Source organism: Amycolatopsis sulphurea (genome assembly GCF_002564045.1).
Taxonomy (GTDB): domain Bacteria; phylum Actinomycetota; class Actinomycetes; order Mycobacteriales; family Pseudonocardiaceae; genus Amycolatopsis; species Amycolatopsis sulphurea.
Genome location: NZ_PDJK01000002.1, coordinates 3,292,728 through 3,306,826 on the forward strand (window position 1 = coordinate 3,292,728; position 14,099 = coordinate 3,306,826).

Annotated in this window: 12 protein-coding genes, 1 tRNA gene and 1 pseudogene; 8 read left to right on the forward strand and 6 right to left on the reverse strand. The window is 66.5% G+C overall.

Annotated elements, in window-relative coordinates; genetic code table 11:
• Positions 1–55: 55 nt before the first annotated feature.
• Complete coding sequence (locus tag ATK36_RS32380) at positions 56–694, reverse strand: GNAT family N-acetyltransferase (RefSeq protein ID WP_170069832.1); 639 nt, start codon at positions 692–694, stop codon at positions 56–58.
• 455 nt (positions 695–1,149) lie between these two features.
• Between ATK36_RS32380 and ATK36_RS21205 the strand changes: the two genes are divergently transcribed.
• Entirely contained in the window at positions 1,150–2,571 is a 1,422-nt protein-coding gene (locus tag ATK36_RS21205; RefSeq protein ID WP_211291919.1) for an IS1380 family transposase, read from the forward strand.
• Between the two features lie 22 nt (positions 2,572–2,593).
• A protein-coding gene (locus ATK36_RS21210; RefSeq protein ID WP_098513117.1) for an IS3 family transposase occupies positions 2,594–3,762 on the forward strand; the annotation gives its coding sequence in 2 pieces (ribosomal slippage) (positions 2,594–2,881 and positions 2,884–3,762; 1,167 coding nt in all).
• A gap of 996 nt (positions 3,763–4,758) precedes the next feature.
• Here ATK36_RS21210 and ATK36_RS34445 read toward each other — a convergent pair.
• Positions 4,759–5,358: an HNH endonuclease gene (locus ATK36_RS34445; protein ID WP_342752043.1), complete on the reverse strand. Its 600-nt coding sequence runs from the start codon at positions 5,356–5,358 to the stop codon at positions 4,759–4,761.
• Positions 5,359–5,480: 122 nt separating this feature from the next.
• On the reverse strand, positions 5,481–6,575 hold the full coding sequence (locus ATK36_RS21215) for a peptidogalycan biosysnthesis protein (protein ID WP_170069833.1): 1,095 nt from the start codon (positions 6,573–6,575) through the stop codon (positions 5,481–5,483).
• A gap of 722 nt (positions 6,576–7,297) precedes the next feature.
• Here ATK36_RS21215 and ATK36_RS34760 point away from each other — a divergent pair.
• The 4 genes and pseudogenes from ATK36_RS34760 to ATK36_RS34450 form a co-directional block, all read left to right on the forward strand.
• Positions 7,298–7,513 (forward strand): annotated as a pseudogene (locus ATK36_RS34760) (transposase); the annotation flags it as partial.
• Positions 7,514–7,775: 262 nt separating this feature from the next.
• Positions 7,776–7,860: transfer RNA gene (locus ATK36_RS21220), tRNA-Ser, on the forward strand.
• 345 nt (positions 7,861–8,205) lie between these two features.
• Entirely contained in the window at positions 8,206–9,498 is a 1,293-nt protein-coding gene (locus ATK36_RS21225) for an MFS transporter (protein ID WP_170069834.1), read from the forward strand.
• 379 nt (positions 9,499–9,877) lie between these two features.
• Positions 9,878–10,084: a hypothetical protein gene (locus ATK36_RS34450; RefSeq protein WP_098513120.1), complete on the forward strand. Its 207-nt coding sequence runs from the start codon at positions 9,878–9,880 to the stop codon at positions 10,082–10,084.
• Here ATK36_RS34450 and ATK36_RS21240 read toward each other — a convergent pair.
• On the reverse strand, positions 10,081–11,895 hold the full coding sequence (locus ATK36_RS21240) for a recombinase family protein (protein WP_245914960.1): 1,815 nt from the start codon (positions 11,893–11,895) through the stop codon (positions 10,081–10,083). The genes ATK36_RS34450 and ATK36_RS21240 overlap by 4 nt on opposite strands.
• Before the next feature lie 83 nt (positions 11,896–11,978).
• A complete protein-coding gene (locus tag ATK36_RS21245) occupies positions 11,979–12,488 on the reverse strand; it encodes a recombinase family protein (protein WP_098513122.1) in 510 nt (169 codons plus the stop codon).
• Between the two features lie 57 nt (positions 12,489–12,545).
• Here ATK36_RS21245 and ATK36_RS21250 point away from each other — a divergent pair, with 57 nt between their 5' ends.
• Entirely contained in the window at positions 12,546–12,824 is a 279-nt protein-coding gene (locus tag ATK36_RS21250) for a helix-turn-helix domain-containing protein (RefSeq protein WP_098513123.1), read from the forward strand.
• Positions 12,825–12,855: 31 nt separating this feature from the next.
• Here the strand turns inward: ATK36_RS21250 and ATK36_RS21255 are convergent, their stop codons facing one another.
• Positions 12,856–13,485, reverse strand: a complete 630-nt coding sequence (locus ATK36_RS21255; RefSeq protein ID WP_245915385.1) for a deazapurine DNA modification protein DpdA family protein — start codon at positions 13,483–13,485, stop codon at positions 12,856–12,858.
• On the opposite strand from ATK36_RS21255, the gene ATK36_RS32955 reads away from it, so the two are divergent.
• Positions 13,370–14,074 (forward strand): phosphotransferase, encoded by a 705-nt coding sequence (locus ATK36_RS32955; protein WP_245914962.1) that lies wholly within the window; start codon positions 13,370–13,372, stop codon positions 14,072–14,074. The genes ATK36_RS21255 and ATK36_RS32955 overlap by 116 nt on opposite strands.
• Positions 14,075–14,099 lie beyond the last annotated feature (25 nt).

Genomic DNA, 14,099 nt, shown 5'->3' on the forward strand with positions numbered 1-14,099 from the left:
GGTAGGGCAGTGATCATCACCGGTGCTCGCGTGCGAAGGATTTCGCGCGGCTGGATCAGTCGATGACGGTGGCGCCCAAGGCTTCGAGCCCGCGCGTCTCGCCTAGTGCTTGCAGCGCGGTGGCCCGGTGCAGCAGCTCGCCGCCCTCCGCGGTGAACCGCAGCTGCCCGTAAAGCGGCAGCATCGCGCAGCCGCGGGCCCGCTTCGCCTCGTAGGTGGAGGTGCCGAAGTAGATCCGGCGGATGCCGTGGTCGGCCGCCCACGCCGGGATCTCCTGGTATACCAAGGCGAAGTAGAGTCCGGGTGCGTCGTGGTCGAAGCCGCTCGAGCGCGCGTAGAGCTCGTTGCGATCCTTGTCGTACAGGCACAGCGTGAACCCGACGACCTCCCCGTCGCGCTCCGCGGACACGACGACGACCGAGTCGCCCACGGTGTCGCGGATGTCGAAGAACTCCTTGCGCACCTGCTCCAGGTCACCGGACATGCCGTGCTTGGCCCGCAACTGCGCCTGGAGCACCACCAGGTCGTCGGTGACCGCATTGCGGCCGCTGCGGACCACGGTGCGCAGGCCCTGCTCGACGTACTGCGCCTTCTCCTTGCGCAGCCGCGTCTTGCGGCGGCTTGGCAGCGCGGCGAAGTACTCCTCGTGGCTCGCGACGACCGGGACGTCGAGCGCAGTGTCCGCGCCGAGCAACGACCCGGCTGTACCGGAGCGCGGCCGCCTGCTCGCGCATCGCGGTGTCGTCGTCGAGGTGCAGGATGGCGTAGCTCGCGCAGCCCAGCTCCGAGGCCACCCGCTCCACCAAGCCCCGCAACGCGGCGCGCACCTCGGCCCGCGACACGGGCGACTTCGGCGCCATCGCGAGGCCTTCGGTCGCGCCGCGCGTGGTAAGCGACACGGCTGGGTAGTGCGCGGCCCGCACGTCCTGGAGCCGGGCTCGCAGCGCGTCGTACTCGGCGCGCTCGGCGTCGGTGAGCCTGCTCTGGTCACCGAACGCGACCTCGTCCCCGACGATCGCGGGCGCCTTAGCCTGGATCCGTGGATTGAGTAGCTGGTCGCTCGGTGTGCCGAGAGGGAAAGTGCCTTCTGTGCAGGGAGAATCTGGGGTGTCGACGCCCTGAAACATCCCACGACGGAAGGCACTTTCGGTGCAACTATCTCACGTCTGGCCGCAGGATGCCCTGCGGTTCGACGAGGACAACCTCGTGTCGAGTGCCGGCCTGGTGCCGGTGATGGCATTGGCCGAGCAGACAGGCCTGGTGAACCTGGTCGTCGGCAAGGTCGCGTTCGCCGACACCATGGTGCCTTCGGCCGGGACGAACCCGGCGGGCAAACTCACCGCGATCGTGGCCGGGATGGCCGCCGGCGCGGACTGCATCGACGGCTTGGGCGTGATCCGCTCCGGCGGGATGCCGCGGCTGTTCGACCAGGTCTATGCCCCGGCCACGCTGGGTCAGTTCCTGCGCGAGTTCACCCATGGCCACAGCCTGCAGGTCGCTTCCGCCGCGCGGGCGCATCTGGTCAGCCTCGTCGCTGCGACCGGACTGTTGCCCGGCATTGGGCAGCAGGCGTATGTGGATATCGATTCACTGCTGCGTCCGGTGTTCGGGCACGCCAAACAAGGCGCCAGCTTCGGTCACACCAAGATTGCCGGCAAGCAGGTGCTGCGCCGCGGCCTGTCGCCACTGGTCACCACCATCTCCACCGACCACGGTGCGCCGGTGGTGGCCGGGATCCGGCTGCGCGCGGGCAAGACCGGCTCCGGCAAGAACGCCGCCTCCATGGTAGCCGCGGCGATCCGCACCGCCCGTGCCGCCGGAGCCACGGGCGAGATCCTGGTCCGTGGGGATTCGGCCTACGGCACCAGCGCGGTGGTCAACGCCTGCATCAAAACGGGAGCCCGGTTCTCGTTCGTGCTCACCCAGAACCGGGCTGTGCAGCGGGCGATCGCCTCGATCGACGACCGTGCCTGGACACCGGTGCACTACCCCGGCGCGGTCACCGACCCCGATACCGGCGCACTGATCTCCGACGCCGAAGTCGAGTTCACCGCGTTCGCTTCCACCCAGCATCCGGTCACCGCCCGGCTGATCGTGCGCCGCGTGCGTGACCGCGCCAAGACCGACGAACTGTTCCCGGTCTGGCGCTACCACCCCTCCTTCACCAACAACGACGAATCCACCGTCGAGGCGGACCTCACCCACCGCCGGCACGCGATCATCGAGACCGTGTTCGCCGATCTGATCGACGGACCGCTGGCGCACCTGCCGTCGGGCCGGTTCGCCGCCAACAGCGTCTGGGCGATCTGCGCGATGATCACCCACAACCTGCTACGCGCCGCCGGAACCCTGGCCGGCCCCCGGTATGCCACCGCCCGTGGAGCCACCCTGCGCCACCAGCTGATCACCGTGCCGGCCCGGCTGGCCCGCCCAGCTCGCCGCCCGGTGCTGCACCTGCCCGCGCACTGGCCCTGGGCCCAGCCATGGAACGCATTGTGGGACGCGGTACTCGCCATCCGCTCACCGACAGCCTGGGGTCTGCCCAGGGTCTGGTTGACACCTGATGTGTGAGGTTTCGGCCTCGCCTGGAAGGATGTCGTCGTGCCCAAGCCCTACCCCCCGCGAGTTCCGTGACGACGTCGTTGCCGTGGCCCGTCGCGGCGAGACGCCGTTGAAGCAGGTTGCGAAGGATTTCGGGATCTCCGAGTCGTGCCTGGCCAACTGGCTGCGCGCCGCTGATGTCGAGGACGGCGCCCGGTCCGGAGTGACCCGCGAGGAGTCCGCCGAGCTGCGCGAGTTGCGTAAGCGCAACCGGCTGCTGGAGCAGGAGAACGAGGTCCTGCGCAAGGCCGCGGCCTACCTGGCGCAGGGCAATCTGCCGGGAAAATAGCGTTCCCGCTCGTCCGTGACCTGGCCGCGGCCGGCGCCCCTGTGCGGGTGCCGGTCGCGGTGACGTGCCGGGTGCTGGGGATCTCCCGGCAGGCCTACTACCAGTGGTGTTCGGCCCCGTTCTGCCAGCGGGACTGGGATGACGCGCATCTGATCAACGCCGCGCTCGAGATCCACGCCGACGACCCGGGCGATGGGTACCGGTTCATCGCCGACGAACTCGCCCGGCAGGGCTTCAGCGCCTCGGAGAACCGGGTGTGGCGGATCTGCTCGATGCAGCAGATCTTCTCGCTGCACGCCAGGAAGAAAGGCCGTAACGCGAAGGCGGAGCCGCCGGTGCATGACGACCTGGTTCGCCGGAACTTCACCGCGACGGCACCGAACGCGACGTGGCTGACCGACATCACCGAGCATCCCACCGGCGAGGGCAAGCTCTACCTGTGTGCGGTCAAGGACTGCTACTCCAACAAGATCGTCGGATACTCGATCGCCTCGCACATGCGGGCTTCGCTCGCCGTTGCTGCGTTGCGTAACGCGATCGCGCTGCGAGACCCGCGCGGCACCGTCGTCCACTCCGACCGCGGAGCCCAATTCCGATCCGGCGCCTACCGGCGCCTGCTGCGCGTTCACGGGCTGACCGGGTCGATGGGGCGGGTCGGCGCCTGTGGTGACAACGCCGCGATGGAATCGTTCTTCTCGTTGCTGCAAAAGAACGTTCTCGACACCCGCCGGTGGCACACCCGCGAGGAACTCCGGCTGGCGATCGTGTCCTGGATCGAGACGAAATACCACCGCAAACGCCGTCAACGGGGGCTGGGCAAGCTCACCCCGGTCGAGTTTGAGACCATCTACACGGCCGCAGCTGCGGCCTGAAACAGTCAGCCCTCGGTGTCAACCGAAGTCTGGGCAGACCCCTGACCTGACCACCGCCCCAACAGGCCCGACCGGAGACCAACGTGGACATGCTGGGCAGACCAGCAAAACAATCCTGCCCAGCCCACCCACCAACACAACCAACGATCAACAACCCAGAAAGAAGATCAACCCACAAACCCACTCCACGGATCCAGGCTAAGAACCTCCCTCCGAGTTCATCCCAGCTGAGCTGGGGATACAACGAAGCGCCTCACGGCGCACACCGAACGTGCCGTGAAGTAGGCCGCCGGCGAGGTGCCCCGTGGGTCCTTTTCCGACGACCCCTTCCCAAACTGCTCGTGCGACTTTCACCGCAAGCAGCTTTCCAGTGTCAAACCCAACCGGCTGCGGCTGGTTGGCCATTGGGGCAGCCCGGCGTTTCGCATCTCGCGGACCATGACTGTCCTAAACGGACCTTGACACCTGTGCGACTTCGCCCTGTGTCCGGCTCTCCCGAACTCCCCGGCCGGTCGTGACTCCGGCGACTACTATTCGCACTCCGTGACCATGGGGTTCGCACCCTGTAGGCCATCCCGAATTCCCCCATGCGCCAGACGTATCGAGTGTGACGTAGGCGGCCCCGGCCGTCTCCTTGAGCGAGCTCGTTGCTCGCCGCCCACCGACCGGAAGGGTTGAGACGGGAAAACGGGAACCGTCCGATGCCGGTGGCTGCGACCTCAGGCGTCGTGTCGCAGGATGTGCCCTTCATCGCTGAAGACTGGGCTTGAAGCAGTATGGCTTTCGCCGTATCACACGGGCCTTGCACGGCAGCGCCTTCGACGCCTTCTCGACCTCCGTACTTTCCCGCCATGCTCTTGTCCCATCGCGGTTTCCCGTCCAGGTAAGGCGGGTGGCCCCGAGGTCACCTCCTTCCGAACCTCGGCCCCCTGTGGGGGCGATCTGGCGCCGAGTTAGACGGCGCACCGCTTTCCGGGCATCTCGGCTCTCCAGTGATCACGCCGTGAACGTGCTGGCCGATCTGATCCCGTGGATGTGGTCGTGGCAGTCGGCGCAGACCACCAGGGTCTTGCGGCGCCGTCTGACCATGACCGTCGCCCATGGGGGTGGAGCGGACGCGTCGAGCTCGGCGAGTGTCCGGACGTGGTGAACCTGCATTTCGCCGGTTCGCTCGCAGAGTTCGCACCTTGCCGTGGAGAGCCGGCCGATCAGCTCTCTGCGGGGGTAGGTGATGCGTTGGGGCAGTTGGTCGTTGATGACTGCCTTTTTCTGCCGTATGAGTGGAATGCCACCAAACCGTGCGACCAGTGGTTTGCTCTGGCGGGGCGCACACGGTGAGCGGCCCGCGTCCGCCCGCCGCAGCGGTGACGAGCGCTCCGACGCCGGCAAACCAGCCGAACTCACGGCCGTTGAGCCAGGCATGCAACCGGGCAGGGTGTGCCCACTCCGTGGGGCCGAAGCCGAGTACTTGGCCCGGCTCGGATCCGGCTGGCCCCGCGGGATCGTCGCCTTCCAGCGGGGGCAGCGCCGACGTGAATGGGCGCAGCACCGGTAGCTCGTCACCGCCGTCCAGAACCTCGGCGACGGCATCGCCATACTCCTCGACGGTTCCGACGGTGATGGTCCGCACCGGTAACCCTTCCGTGTCGTCGACTCACCTCACAGTAGGACAGCGAGCATCCACAGTGCTGCCATGCGTCCGGAATCGCGTACGTGATTCACCGAATGACCTTGGCGCCCAACGCTTCCAGCCTGCGTGCTTCACCGAGCGACTGCAGCTGGGTGGCGCGGTGTAGTAGGTGGCCATCCGGTCCGTCGAAGCGTAGGTGGCCATAGAGGGACAGCAGCGTGGCGCCGCGGGCCCGCTTCGCCTCGTAGGTCGACATGCCGAAGAAGATCCGCCGCACCCCATGGTCCGCAGCCCACGCCGGGACATCGTGGAACATCAGCGCAAAGTAGCAGCCTCCGTCCAGCGCATCGTAGTCGAACCCGGCCGACCGCGCGAACAGCTCGTCGCGGTCCTTGTCGTAGAGGCAGAGCGTGTACCCGAGCAGCTGGCCTTCGCGCACGGCGCTCAGCACGATTACGGCGTCGCCCACCGTCTCGCGGATGCGGTAGAACTCCTCGCGAACCGGTCCGACCTCGCCGGACATGCCGTGCTTGGCGCGCTGCCTGGCTTGCAATAGGATCAGGTCCTCGGTCATGGACGACGGCCCGGTGCGCACCTCCGTGTGCAGCCCCTGTTCAACGCACTGTCGCTTCTCCGCGCGCAGGCGGTACCGGCGGCGGCGGGGCAACGCGGCGAAGTACTCCTCCTGCCCGGAGACCACCGGGATGTCCATCGCGGTCTCGGCGCCGAGCACGACTCGGGTGTGGCCAAGTTCCGCCGCCGGCTCCCGCAGCGTGCCGTCGTCCTCGAGGTGCAGGATCGCGTGGCTGCGGCAGCCCAACTCGGCCGCGGCGTCGGCCACGAGGCCGGGCAACGCGGCATGCACCTCCGCCCGAGATACTGGTGACTCCAGCGCCATCGCGACGCCGTCACTTGCTCCGCGCACGGTCAGCGAGATTGTTGGGTATTGGGCGGCCCGCGCGCCGGCAAGCCGCGACCGCAGTGCGTCGTACTCGGCGTGTTCGGACTCGGTCAACCGCCACTCGTCGCCAAAGGCCACCTCGTCCCCGGCGATCGCGGGCGCCTTCGCAAAAAATGCCCCCCGGTCGGCGGTGCCGTACAGCAGTGGCGCGGTCGCGCACAGCGTGCCCGCGGAATCCGCAATGAGCAGGTAACGCAGATCCGGGCCGTGTGTCCGCGCCATGAAATGCGACCACGGCGGGTCACCCCACCACCGGTCTGCCTTTGTCCGGATAGTCGGAACCTCCGCGTGGGACACGACACGGTAGGTAAGTGAATTGATCTGTCCCATCCCCTGTTACCTTTTCATAGTTACCGATCAGGAAGCTATGTCACCAGGTCCGGCCTGGCTTACGCCCGAGTCACGCGGCACTGTGCGCCATCGCCGATCTCTAGCCGGGCCACGCGAACTAACGCCAGGGACGCCTTCATCATTGCTGGCGCCGCAATGCTTCCCGCAATACACGCTGCGACCGTTCGACCTTGGTGACAAGGCGCTCGCCGAATCGGGGTGTTAGTCGGGTTCGACGACCTAGCCGGCGAGGCAAGCTCATCAGCAACTGCATCCGCAGCCTCACCGCCACCCACCTCGCCTCGAGTGGCCGTCGGACCGAAGTCAGCCACCCAGCCGTGCCGGAGATCCTGGTCCGCCGCAGCGGATTAGCCGTAATCTTCACAGCGGACCACAAACCCACCGCGATCGCCAAAACCCACACATCTCGCGTGGGCGACAAAACTGGTCGAAGCGACCATGGCCCCCCGGCGACCAAACCATCCCAGATGCCGCAGCCGCTAACACCGTCCTGCCGAGGTCAGCCGAAAGCCTCAAACCGTTCTCCAGCAACACTAACATCGCCAGCCAATCACGCGGGGATGCTCGATGCGCACCCTCTCAATGGATCCTGAACCTCCACGCCCGGCATCGAAGTTAGGACCGTCACCCACGTTCTCCTCGAGATTGGTGACTCCTCGAAAATTCGCCAGTTTCGGACATCTGGCTGCCTACGCTGACACAGCACCTGTCACTCGTAGTTCCGGCACCGGCATCAAGGGCGAGCACCCGACCGGACCAGCAACTCAAACGCGCGTTCTTCCTCGCGGCCTTCGCCGCCCTGTCCGACTCTGAAGGCAGCACCTACCACGCCAGCAGAGGGCTGAGAGAAGACCTACAACACAGCCCCCTTTGCCTCGTCCGACGCTGCTGCGACGTTCCTCTAGACCAAGCACAAACCGCACTCACCATCGCCCCGTTACCCCCGAACTCGCGCATGTTCCCCCTGCGGCTTGACAACCACGTACGAGCACCTCTCCCTTAGCGCCAGGGTACGCCAACGTAGTCATGGAGCATTGTGTGCTGGAACACATCACCGTTAGGATGACACTCGCCGGGGTGGCGGAATTGGAAGACGCACCCGCAAACTAGGCGGGCGGACCACGGTCCACTGGGGGTTCGAATCCCTCACCCGGCGCTGCTCCGACCAGCTGGTCCCCACCTCGATGCGGCGGGACAACTTGCGCCGCCCGAGCAGCGTGCCGCGACCGGACTCCCCGGGGCAGCTCACCGGGCCGCTGACTGTCCATCGCCGGCGTCACCGAGCTCTCGCCAGTTCCGTCGTCGTGCGCGGCTCGGCGACCAGCAGCAGGAGCTGACCCTCGTCGAGGGCGAGCGGTTGCCGCGACGCCCAGCCGGCGGGTGTCAACGGTCAAGTGGATCTACATGCTTGGCAGTCTGAGGAGAACCCGGTATGGTCCCGCCCATGTCCATTCCAGGGGGAGGACGGACGGGATTCTTGCGGGGCACCGTCACGTCTGCGTTGACCGAAATCCGCGGGACCATAAACGCGAAAGACAAGGCCACCCGAGTCCTCACGTGGGCCACGGCGACCACGAGTCTGGGCACTGGCCTGTTCTACGCGGTGAGCGCAATCTTCTTTTCCGAGGTAATCGGCCTGTCCGCGGTGGAAATCGGCATCGGCCTGGCTTTCGCCGGAATAGCGGGCGTTCTGGGCGCCCTGGCCGGCGGGTATGCCGCCGCCCACGCCGGCAGTAGGCGGACCCTGACAGTCGCGCAGGTCTTCCTGGGGGTCTTGGTCGCCTGCTCCACCCTCGTGACGAGCTTCGTCACCTTCGCCGCCCTGGCGACGGCCATCTCGTTCGTACGGTACATCTGCACGACAGCTCGAGCTGCACTGATCGCCGATGCCTACACCGGTCCCGACCGGGTGAGCATCCGCGCCCGCCTGCGGGTAGTCACGAACGCGACGACGGGCATCGGCGCTCTCCTGGGCGGCGTCGCGCTGGCCGTCGGCACCCCAGTGTCCTTCACTGCAGCCGTGGTGAGCGTGGGTGCTATCACCATCGTCAGCGGCCTATCCCTGACGTCCGCACAAGCCCGCGCCAAACTGACCGACCCCATACGCGTCGCGGCCGCCGACATCGAGCACACCCACACCACACCGCCACCGAGGAAGCCACGCTCCCCATTCACCGACCCGCGGTACCTCGCGGTGGCATTCTTGGTCGGCGTCAACGCGACGTACTTCGCACTACTGGAGATGGGCGTGCCGCTTTGGATCACAGGCCATACCACCGCCCCCGGCGTCACCGTGTCCTTGGTCCTCGTCATCAACACGATCGTCGTCATCCTCACCCAGGTAGCCGCCTCCCGCGGCACCCACGACGTCCGCCTGGCCGGCTGGGCCGCCTTGCGCGGCACCACACTGATCGCCATCTCATGCGTGGCCTTCGCAGTCGCAGGCCTGGCTGGGACCGTGATCGCCACCAGCGTGCTACTCATGGCCGCGCTGGTCATGTCGACGGGCGAGTCGTACGGCGAAGCGGGCGCCTGGGGCCTGACCTTCGAACTGGCCGACCCGCACAACCAGGCCCGCTACCAGGGTGTCGCCGAGATGGCCTACGCTGCGGGCAACACCCTCGGCCCGTTGCTGATCTCCGCCACCGCACTGGCCCACGGCACGTGGGGCTGGCTCCTCCTTGCCGCGATCTTCGTCCTCTCCGGCATTGGTCTCCGTGCACTCGCCAGCCGCGGCCCATGCCGGCAGACCGAGCCGCCCCTGGAACTCTCGGCGGCCACCAATAAGTCGTGACTACCGCGGCCCCGGTCGTCATGGCTGTAGTGGCTGATCAGGCCGGTGACGATCCAGCAGATCAGTGTGTGCGCGGGCTGTTTCGTTCGGCCCGGCGACGGTTCCATGCCGGTAGGTCCAGCCGATCCTCGTGCGCGCGGCGATACTCGCGGATGCCCTAATAGCTGCACGCCGTCTCATCGAACACTACCTGCTTCGACGCGCGGGCGCCCGTGAGTGTCTCGCGTGGGGATGCCGCGTTCTCGTAGCTTGTTGAGCACGGTGGTGTGGTTGACGCCCAGGTGGTCGCCGACTCGGGCCAGGGACCAGCCGAGGTTGTAGAGGTGGTGGCATCGTCGATCTGCTCAGGCGACAGGCCGCGGCGGCGTATCGGCACGCCGTGGCGGTGGAGGATGGTGCTGACCGTTCGTCGTTCGATGCCGAACCGGTCACCGAGTTCGTATACCGTCGCGCCGGACTGATAGCCGGCGATCAGCTGCTGGACTTGCTCGTCGCTGAGTTGCCGGGCTCGTCGGGGGCAGTCCCGCTTGGTCGGCGCCGGTTCGGGTCGATCGAGGCCGGGGAGCTTCTCGCGGAGCTTTTCTAGGGCCCTGACCTGGTCTTTCGGGTTGTAATAAGCTCCCCAAGGTCCACCCTAGGGTTGTTATTGGAACCCTTGCCCGCGTCAACGCCCCTGAGCAAGAGGGCAACGCCGGAAGTTGAAGGGCCATCCGCTGAGCGGGTGGCCTTTTTGCTGCTTCCACGCGGCGAGCGAGTAGTCGTCGCGAGCCTAGGCCCAGGGACGTGTTCGCGCTGAAGGGCGTGAAGCTGTCCGAAGGGGTCGTGGAGGTCCTGGTCGGTGACCTGGTCGTCCTCGATGTAGAGGCCGTGGAAGATCGCTTGGTTGAGTAGGCGCCGTTGTTGGTCGTTGCAGCGTCGGTAGAGCTCTTCGGGGGCTTCCAGGAACTTGAGGGCGGCCTGGATGAGCCGAGCGCTGTCGGTGAGGTCGGCACGGGCGGTGTCGAGCCGCTGGGTGAGGCGTCGTCGTTCTGCGCCGATATCGCGTAGTTTGGCTTTGACCTTGGTTTGCGGCAGTGTGCCGTCGGCGGCGAGGTCGATCAAGTTCTCCTCCTTGGTGTCGAGTTCCCGCAGTTGGCTGGCAATCTGCTTGTGCAGCAGGCGTGCAGCGACCTCCTGTTCGTTGATGACGGTGTCGATGTGCGCGCCGACATCCGCGATGAACTCAGGACGGAATCGGATGTTGGCGTAGTGGCGTTCGATGGCCTCTTCGACTTGGTAGACGTGGACGTGCGGGCCTGGGCAGATTCCGTCGCGTTTGTTGCGACAGAAGAAGTACAGGTACTCGTAGCCGTGGCGGTTGACCGTCCGTTGGATCGCCAGCCGCTGCGTCTTGCCGGCACGTCGGCAGTAGCCGCAGTACACCGAGCCCTTGAGGTAGTGGTGGTGAACGCGGCGGCGTTCCTTCGCAGTGAGCCTGGATTCGAGGACTTCCTGAACTTGGTCGAAGAGCTCCTCGTCGTCGATCAGGACCTCGTGTCGCCCGCGGATCTCTTCGCCCTTGTAGTCGACGTAGCCGAGGTAGTAGCGATCGCGCAGCATCTGCGAGAGCTTGTTGATCGACACCTTTTTCGCCGGATGCCTATTGGTGGCACGGGTGCGGAGTCCGCGGTCGTAAAGTTCATCGGCCAACTCGTCTAATGAATAGTCGCCCGTGGCGTAGAGCTCGAAGGCGAGCTTGACCATCGGTGCCCGCTCGGGATCGACGATGATCGTGCGAATTACTCGGCCATCGGAGTGGTCGATGTAGTTGAGGTAGCCGAGTTTCGCGCGGCCGAGAGTGCCGCCGCTGCGGGCTTTTTGACCCATCTTGTAAGCAATGTTGGCACCGGACTGGCGGGATTGGTACTCGTTGAACGTGGCCAGGATGCCGTGCATCAGCTGACCGACCGGGGTGTCGTCGATGGCCTCGGTGGCCGACACCAGGGTGACACCGCGCTTGCGCAGATCTGCCATGACGACCGCGTCGTCGTAGCGATTCCGCGCCATACGCGAGAGCTGGTAGATGATGATGACGTCAACGTCGCCCTGGCTGCGTACCCGCGCGAGCATGCGCTGGAACGCCTCCCTCTTGGTCATCTCCGTTCCCGAGCGTCCGGGCTCGACGTACTCGTCGATGACCGTGACGCCCAGTTCCCTCGCCTTGCGCAGACATGACTCACGCTGTGCCGGGATGGAGATGCCCTCGTCGTTGTAATCGGTCTTGACCTGTCCGGACGAGGACACACGCAGGTAGATCACCGCGCGTGTACCGGGTTCGAGATCACTGGACGGTCGCTGGACGCAGAGCGCGACGTCTGCCTGCAGTTCGTCGTCCGAACCGAAATAGGCGCTGTTCACAAACACCTCGTTGTGAGTCGTTCTGGATGGGGACGGCGTTGGTCGCCGCATTGGCCCGGCACATCTGCCGGTTGCGTTGCGGACTAACCCGCAAGTGGCGACTCGTCGCCGGACTCCTGCTCGTGGCGAAGGCGATCGCGCCGATCTGCGCGCGCGCCCGTGTACTCGATCTCGGCGACGGCAGTCACCACGCGTACGAGGAAGAGGCCGAACGGGGTCTCGGTGTCGAGACCGGGGTCAGCGACCGAGACAACCCGCACACCGCGCGACGTCAGCTCGTCGAGCAGGAAGGCGAGGTGCTGAGTTATTCGGGACAGGTTGTACATGTGGCGGACGACGAGCACGTCGATGGCGCCGGACCGGGCCGCGGCCAGCACTCGTTGCAGCCCAGAACGCTTCAACGTGGCACCTGATCCGTAGTCGCTCCTGCGAAGAGCGATGCGCCAATCAGGCTGGGAGTCGACGTAGGACTGCAGGAAGTCGCTTTCGCCTGCAGTCGGCCATCGCTGGTAGACGCCGACGCGCACGACGTGTCGAGCCCGCGGCTCTGCGGACAGGTGACCACTGCGGGGGTCGCAATTGGCAGGCGGCATCGTGTTGAACCTTCCTTTCGGGTAGCGGCGAGCGAGGGAGCATGGGCGGGGCAGCGGGTGCAGATCGAGTGGCGGCTGCGGAAGGTCATGGCCTCCCGCAACGTCTGGAACGCGACCGAACTGCGCGAGCTCCTCGTCCAGCGTGCCGGGTTCGAACTGTCTCTCCAGTCGGTTGACGTGCTGATCAAGAAGCCGCCGGTCCAGGTCAAGGTGGCGACCTTGCAGGCCCTGTGCACGACGTTGCGGTGCACGCCGAACGAGCTGTTCGGGATCGACGCGCCACGTGACGTCTCGCTCGTCGAACCGGACAGCACTGAGGTACGCGGCGAGCAGTGAGCTCGCAGCGCAAGCGGCGCGGCGACGGCCCTCACGCGACCCTCGCCAACGGGGCGGGGTGAACGCCTTCCCCTGTCAGTCCTGCCGAACCGAGCGTGGTTTGGATCTGTCGATACCAGCTCAGCGCGAAGCGCAGGCAGTTCGACTCGGTGCGGTGGCTCGGACCGCATCCGGGGACGTAGCGGCCACGCCTGCTCCATGACATCGAGTCCGAACTACGGAGAGCTTCGGCGTACTGATTGAGGCCGGTGATCTTGATGCCGAAGCCGTGCAGGTTCAGGTTGCGCGTGGCGAAGGCGCGCATGATGCGCTCGACGTCGGCGCTGCTCTGGCGCCGGCACACCGTCCCGATTCCGACGAGTGGCTCGGCTGCCAGGTCGATCCCGGCCCGGTCGTAGAGGTCAGCGCACCTTGCATAGTCCGACAGGGTCCAGCCTTGAAGTGTCGGCAGCCATCGGAGCTCGGGCGCGAGGTCCCGGAGGCGGACGAGGTTGCGCACGGTGCGCCGTTGATGCTCGCGGATCGTGAGACCGGTGCGCTTGAGGATGTGCGGCTCACACATCCAGTCCTGCTCAACGGCGTTGTGGCACGACCCGCATCCCGAACTGCCCGCCGTCGGCTTGAGGTTCGTACCTGGACGGCCCGTCACCGCGCTGGACAGGCCGAGCACCGCTCTCCCCGCGATGGTCACCGCCCTCGACCAGATCCGCCAGGTTCCGCTCGGACCGTTCGCCAGCCTGGGCCGGCTGGACTCGGTGAGCGACTTCATCCGGCGCATCACCATGTGGCCCGAGCAACTCCGCCAGTACCCCGACGAACCACTCAGCCGCGACATGGCCGCGCTGATCGGGATCTGGCACGACCGCGGCGACGCCGCCGTGCTCGCCGAACCGGCCCCACGTGTGCTCTCCCACGGCGACGGCAACCTCGACAACTGGCACTGGCACGACTTCATCAGCACCATCTATGCGCTGGACTGGGAGTTCGCAGGACACTCCGACGCCGCCTACGACGCAGCGGAACTCATCGAGCATCCCAGCGCACGTGCGATCGACGACGACCTGTGGCTCGCGCTCCTTCCCGAGCTCGGGGTCAACGACGGCCAGGCGCGCCGCCGTTTCGTCGCCGCGCGCTGCGCCGCCGCCCTGCGCTGGTTGGCCGTCCGCTGGAAACGACGCGACACCAACGCGTCCGCCTTCGAGCAGCAGCTACACCGCACCCGAAGCCTGATTACAGGCGATCACGGATAACCGCCATTCCAGCCCACGCAGAGGT

What these genes read in the sequence shown, in the direction of transcription:
- ATK36_RS34445 (WP_342752043.1), bottom strand. Translation starts at nt 5,358, where the DNA reads ATGGCGATGCCGTCGCCGAGGTTCTGGACGGCGGTGACGAGCTACCGG.
- ATK36_RS21215 (WP_170069833.1), bottom strand. Translation starts at nt 6,575, where the DNA reads ATGGCGCGGACACACGGCCCGGATCTGCGTTACCTGCTCATTGCGGAT.
- ATK36_RS21245 (WP_098513122.1), bottom strand. Translation starts at nt 12,488, where the DNA reads ATGCCGCCTGCCAATTGCGACCCCCGCAGTGGTCACCTGTCCGCAGAG.
- ATK36_RS32955 (WP_245914962.1), top strand. Translation starts at nt 13,370, where the DNA reads ATGTGCGGCTCACACATCCAGTCCTGCTCAACGGCGTTGTGGCACGAC.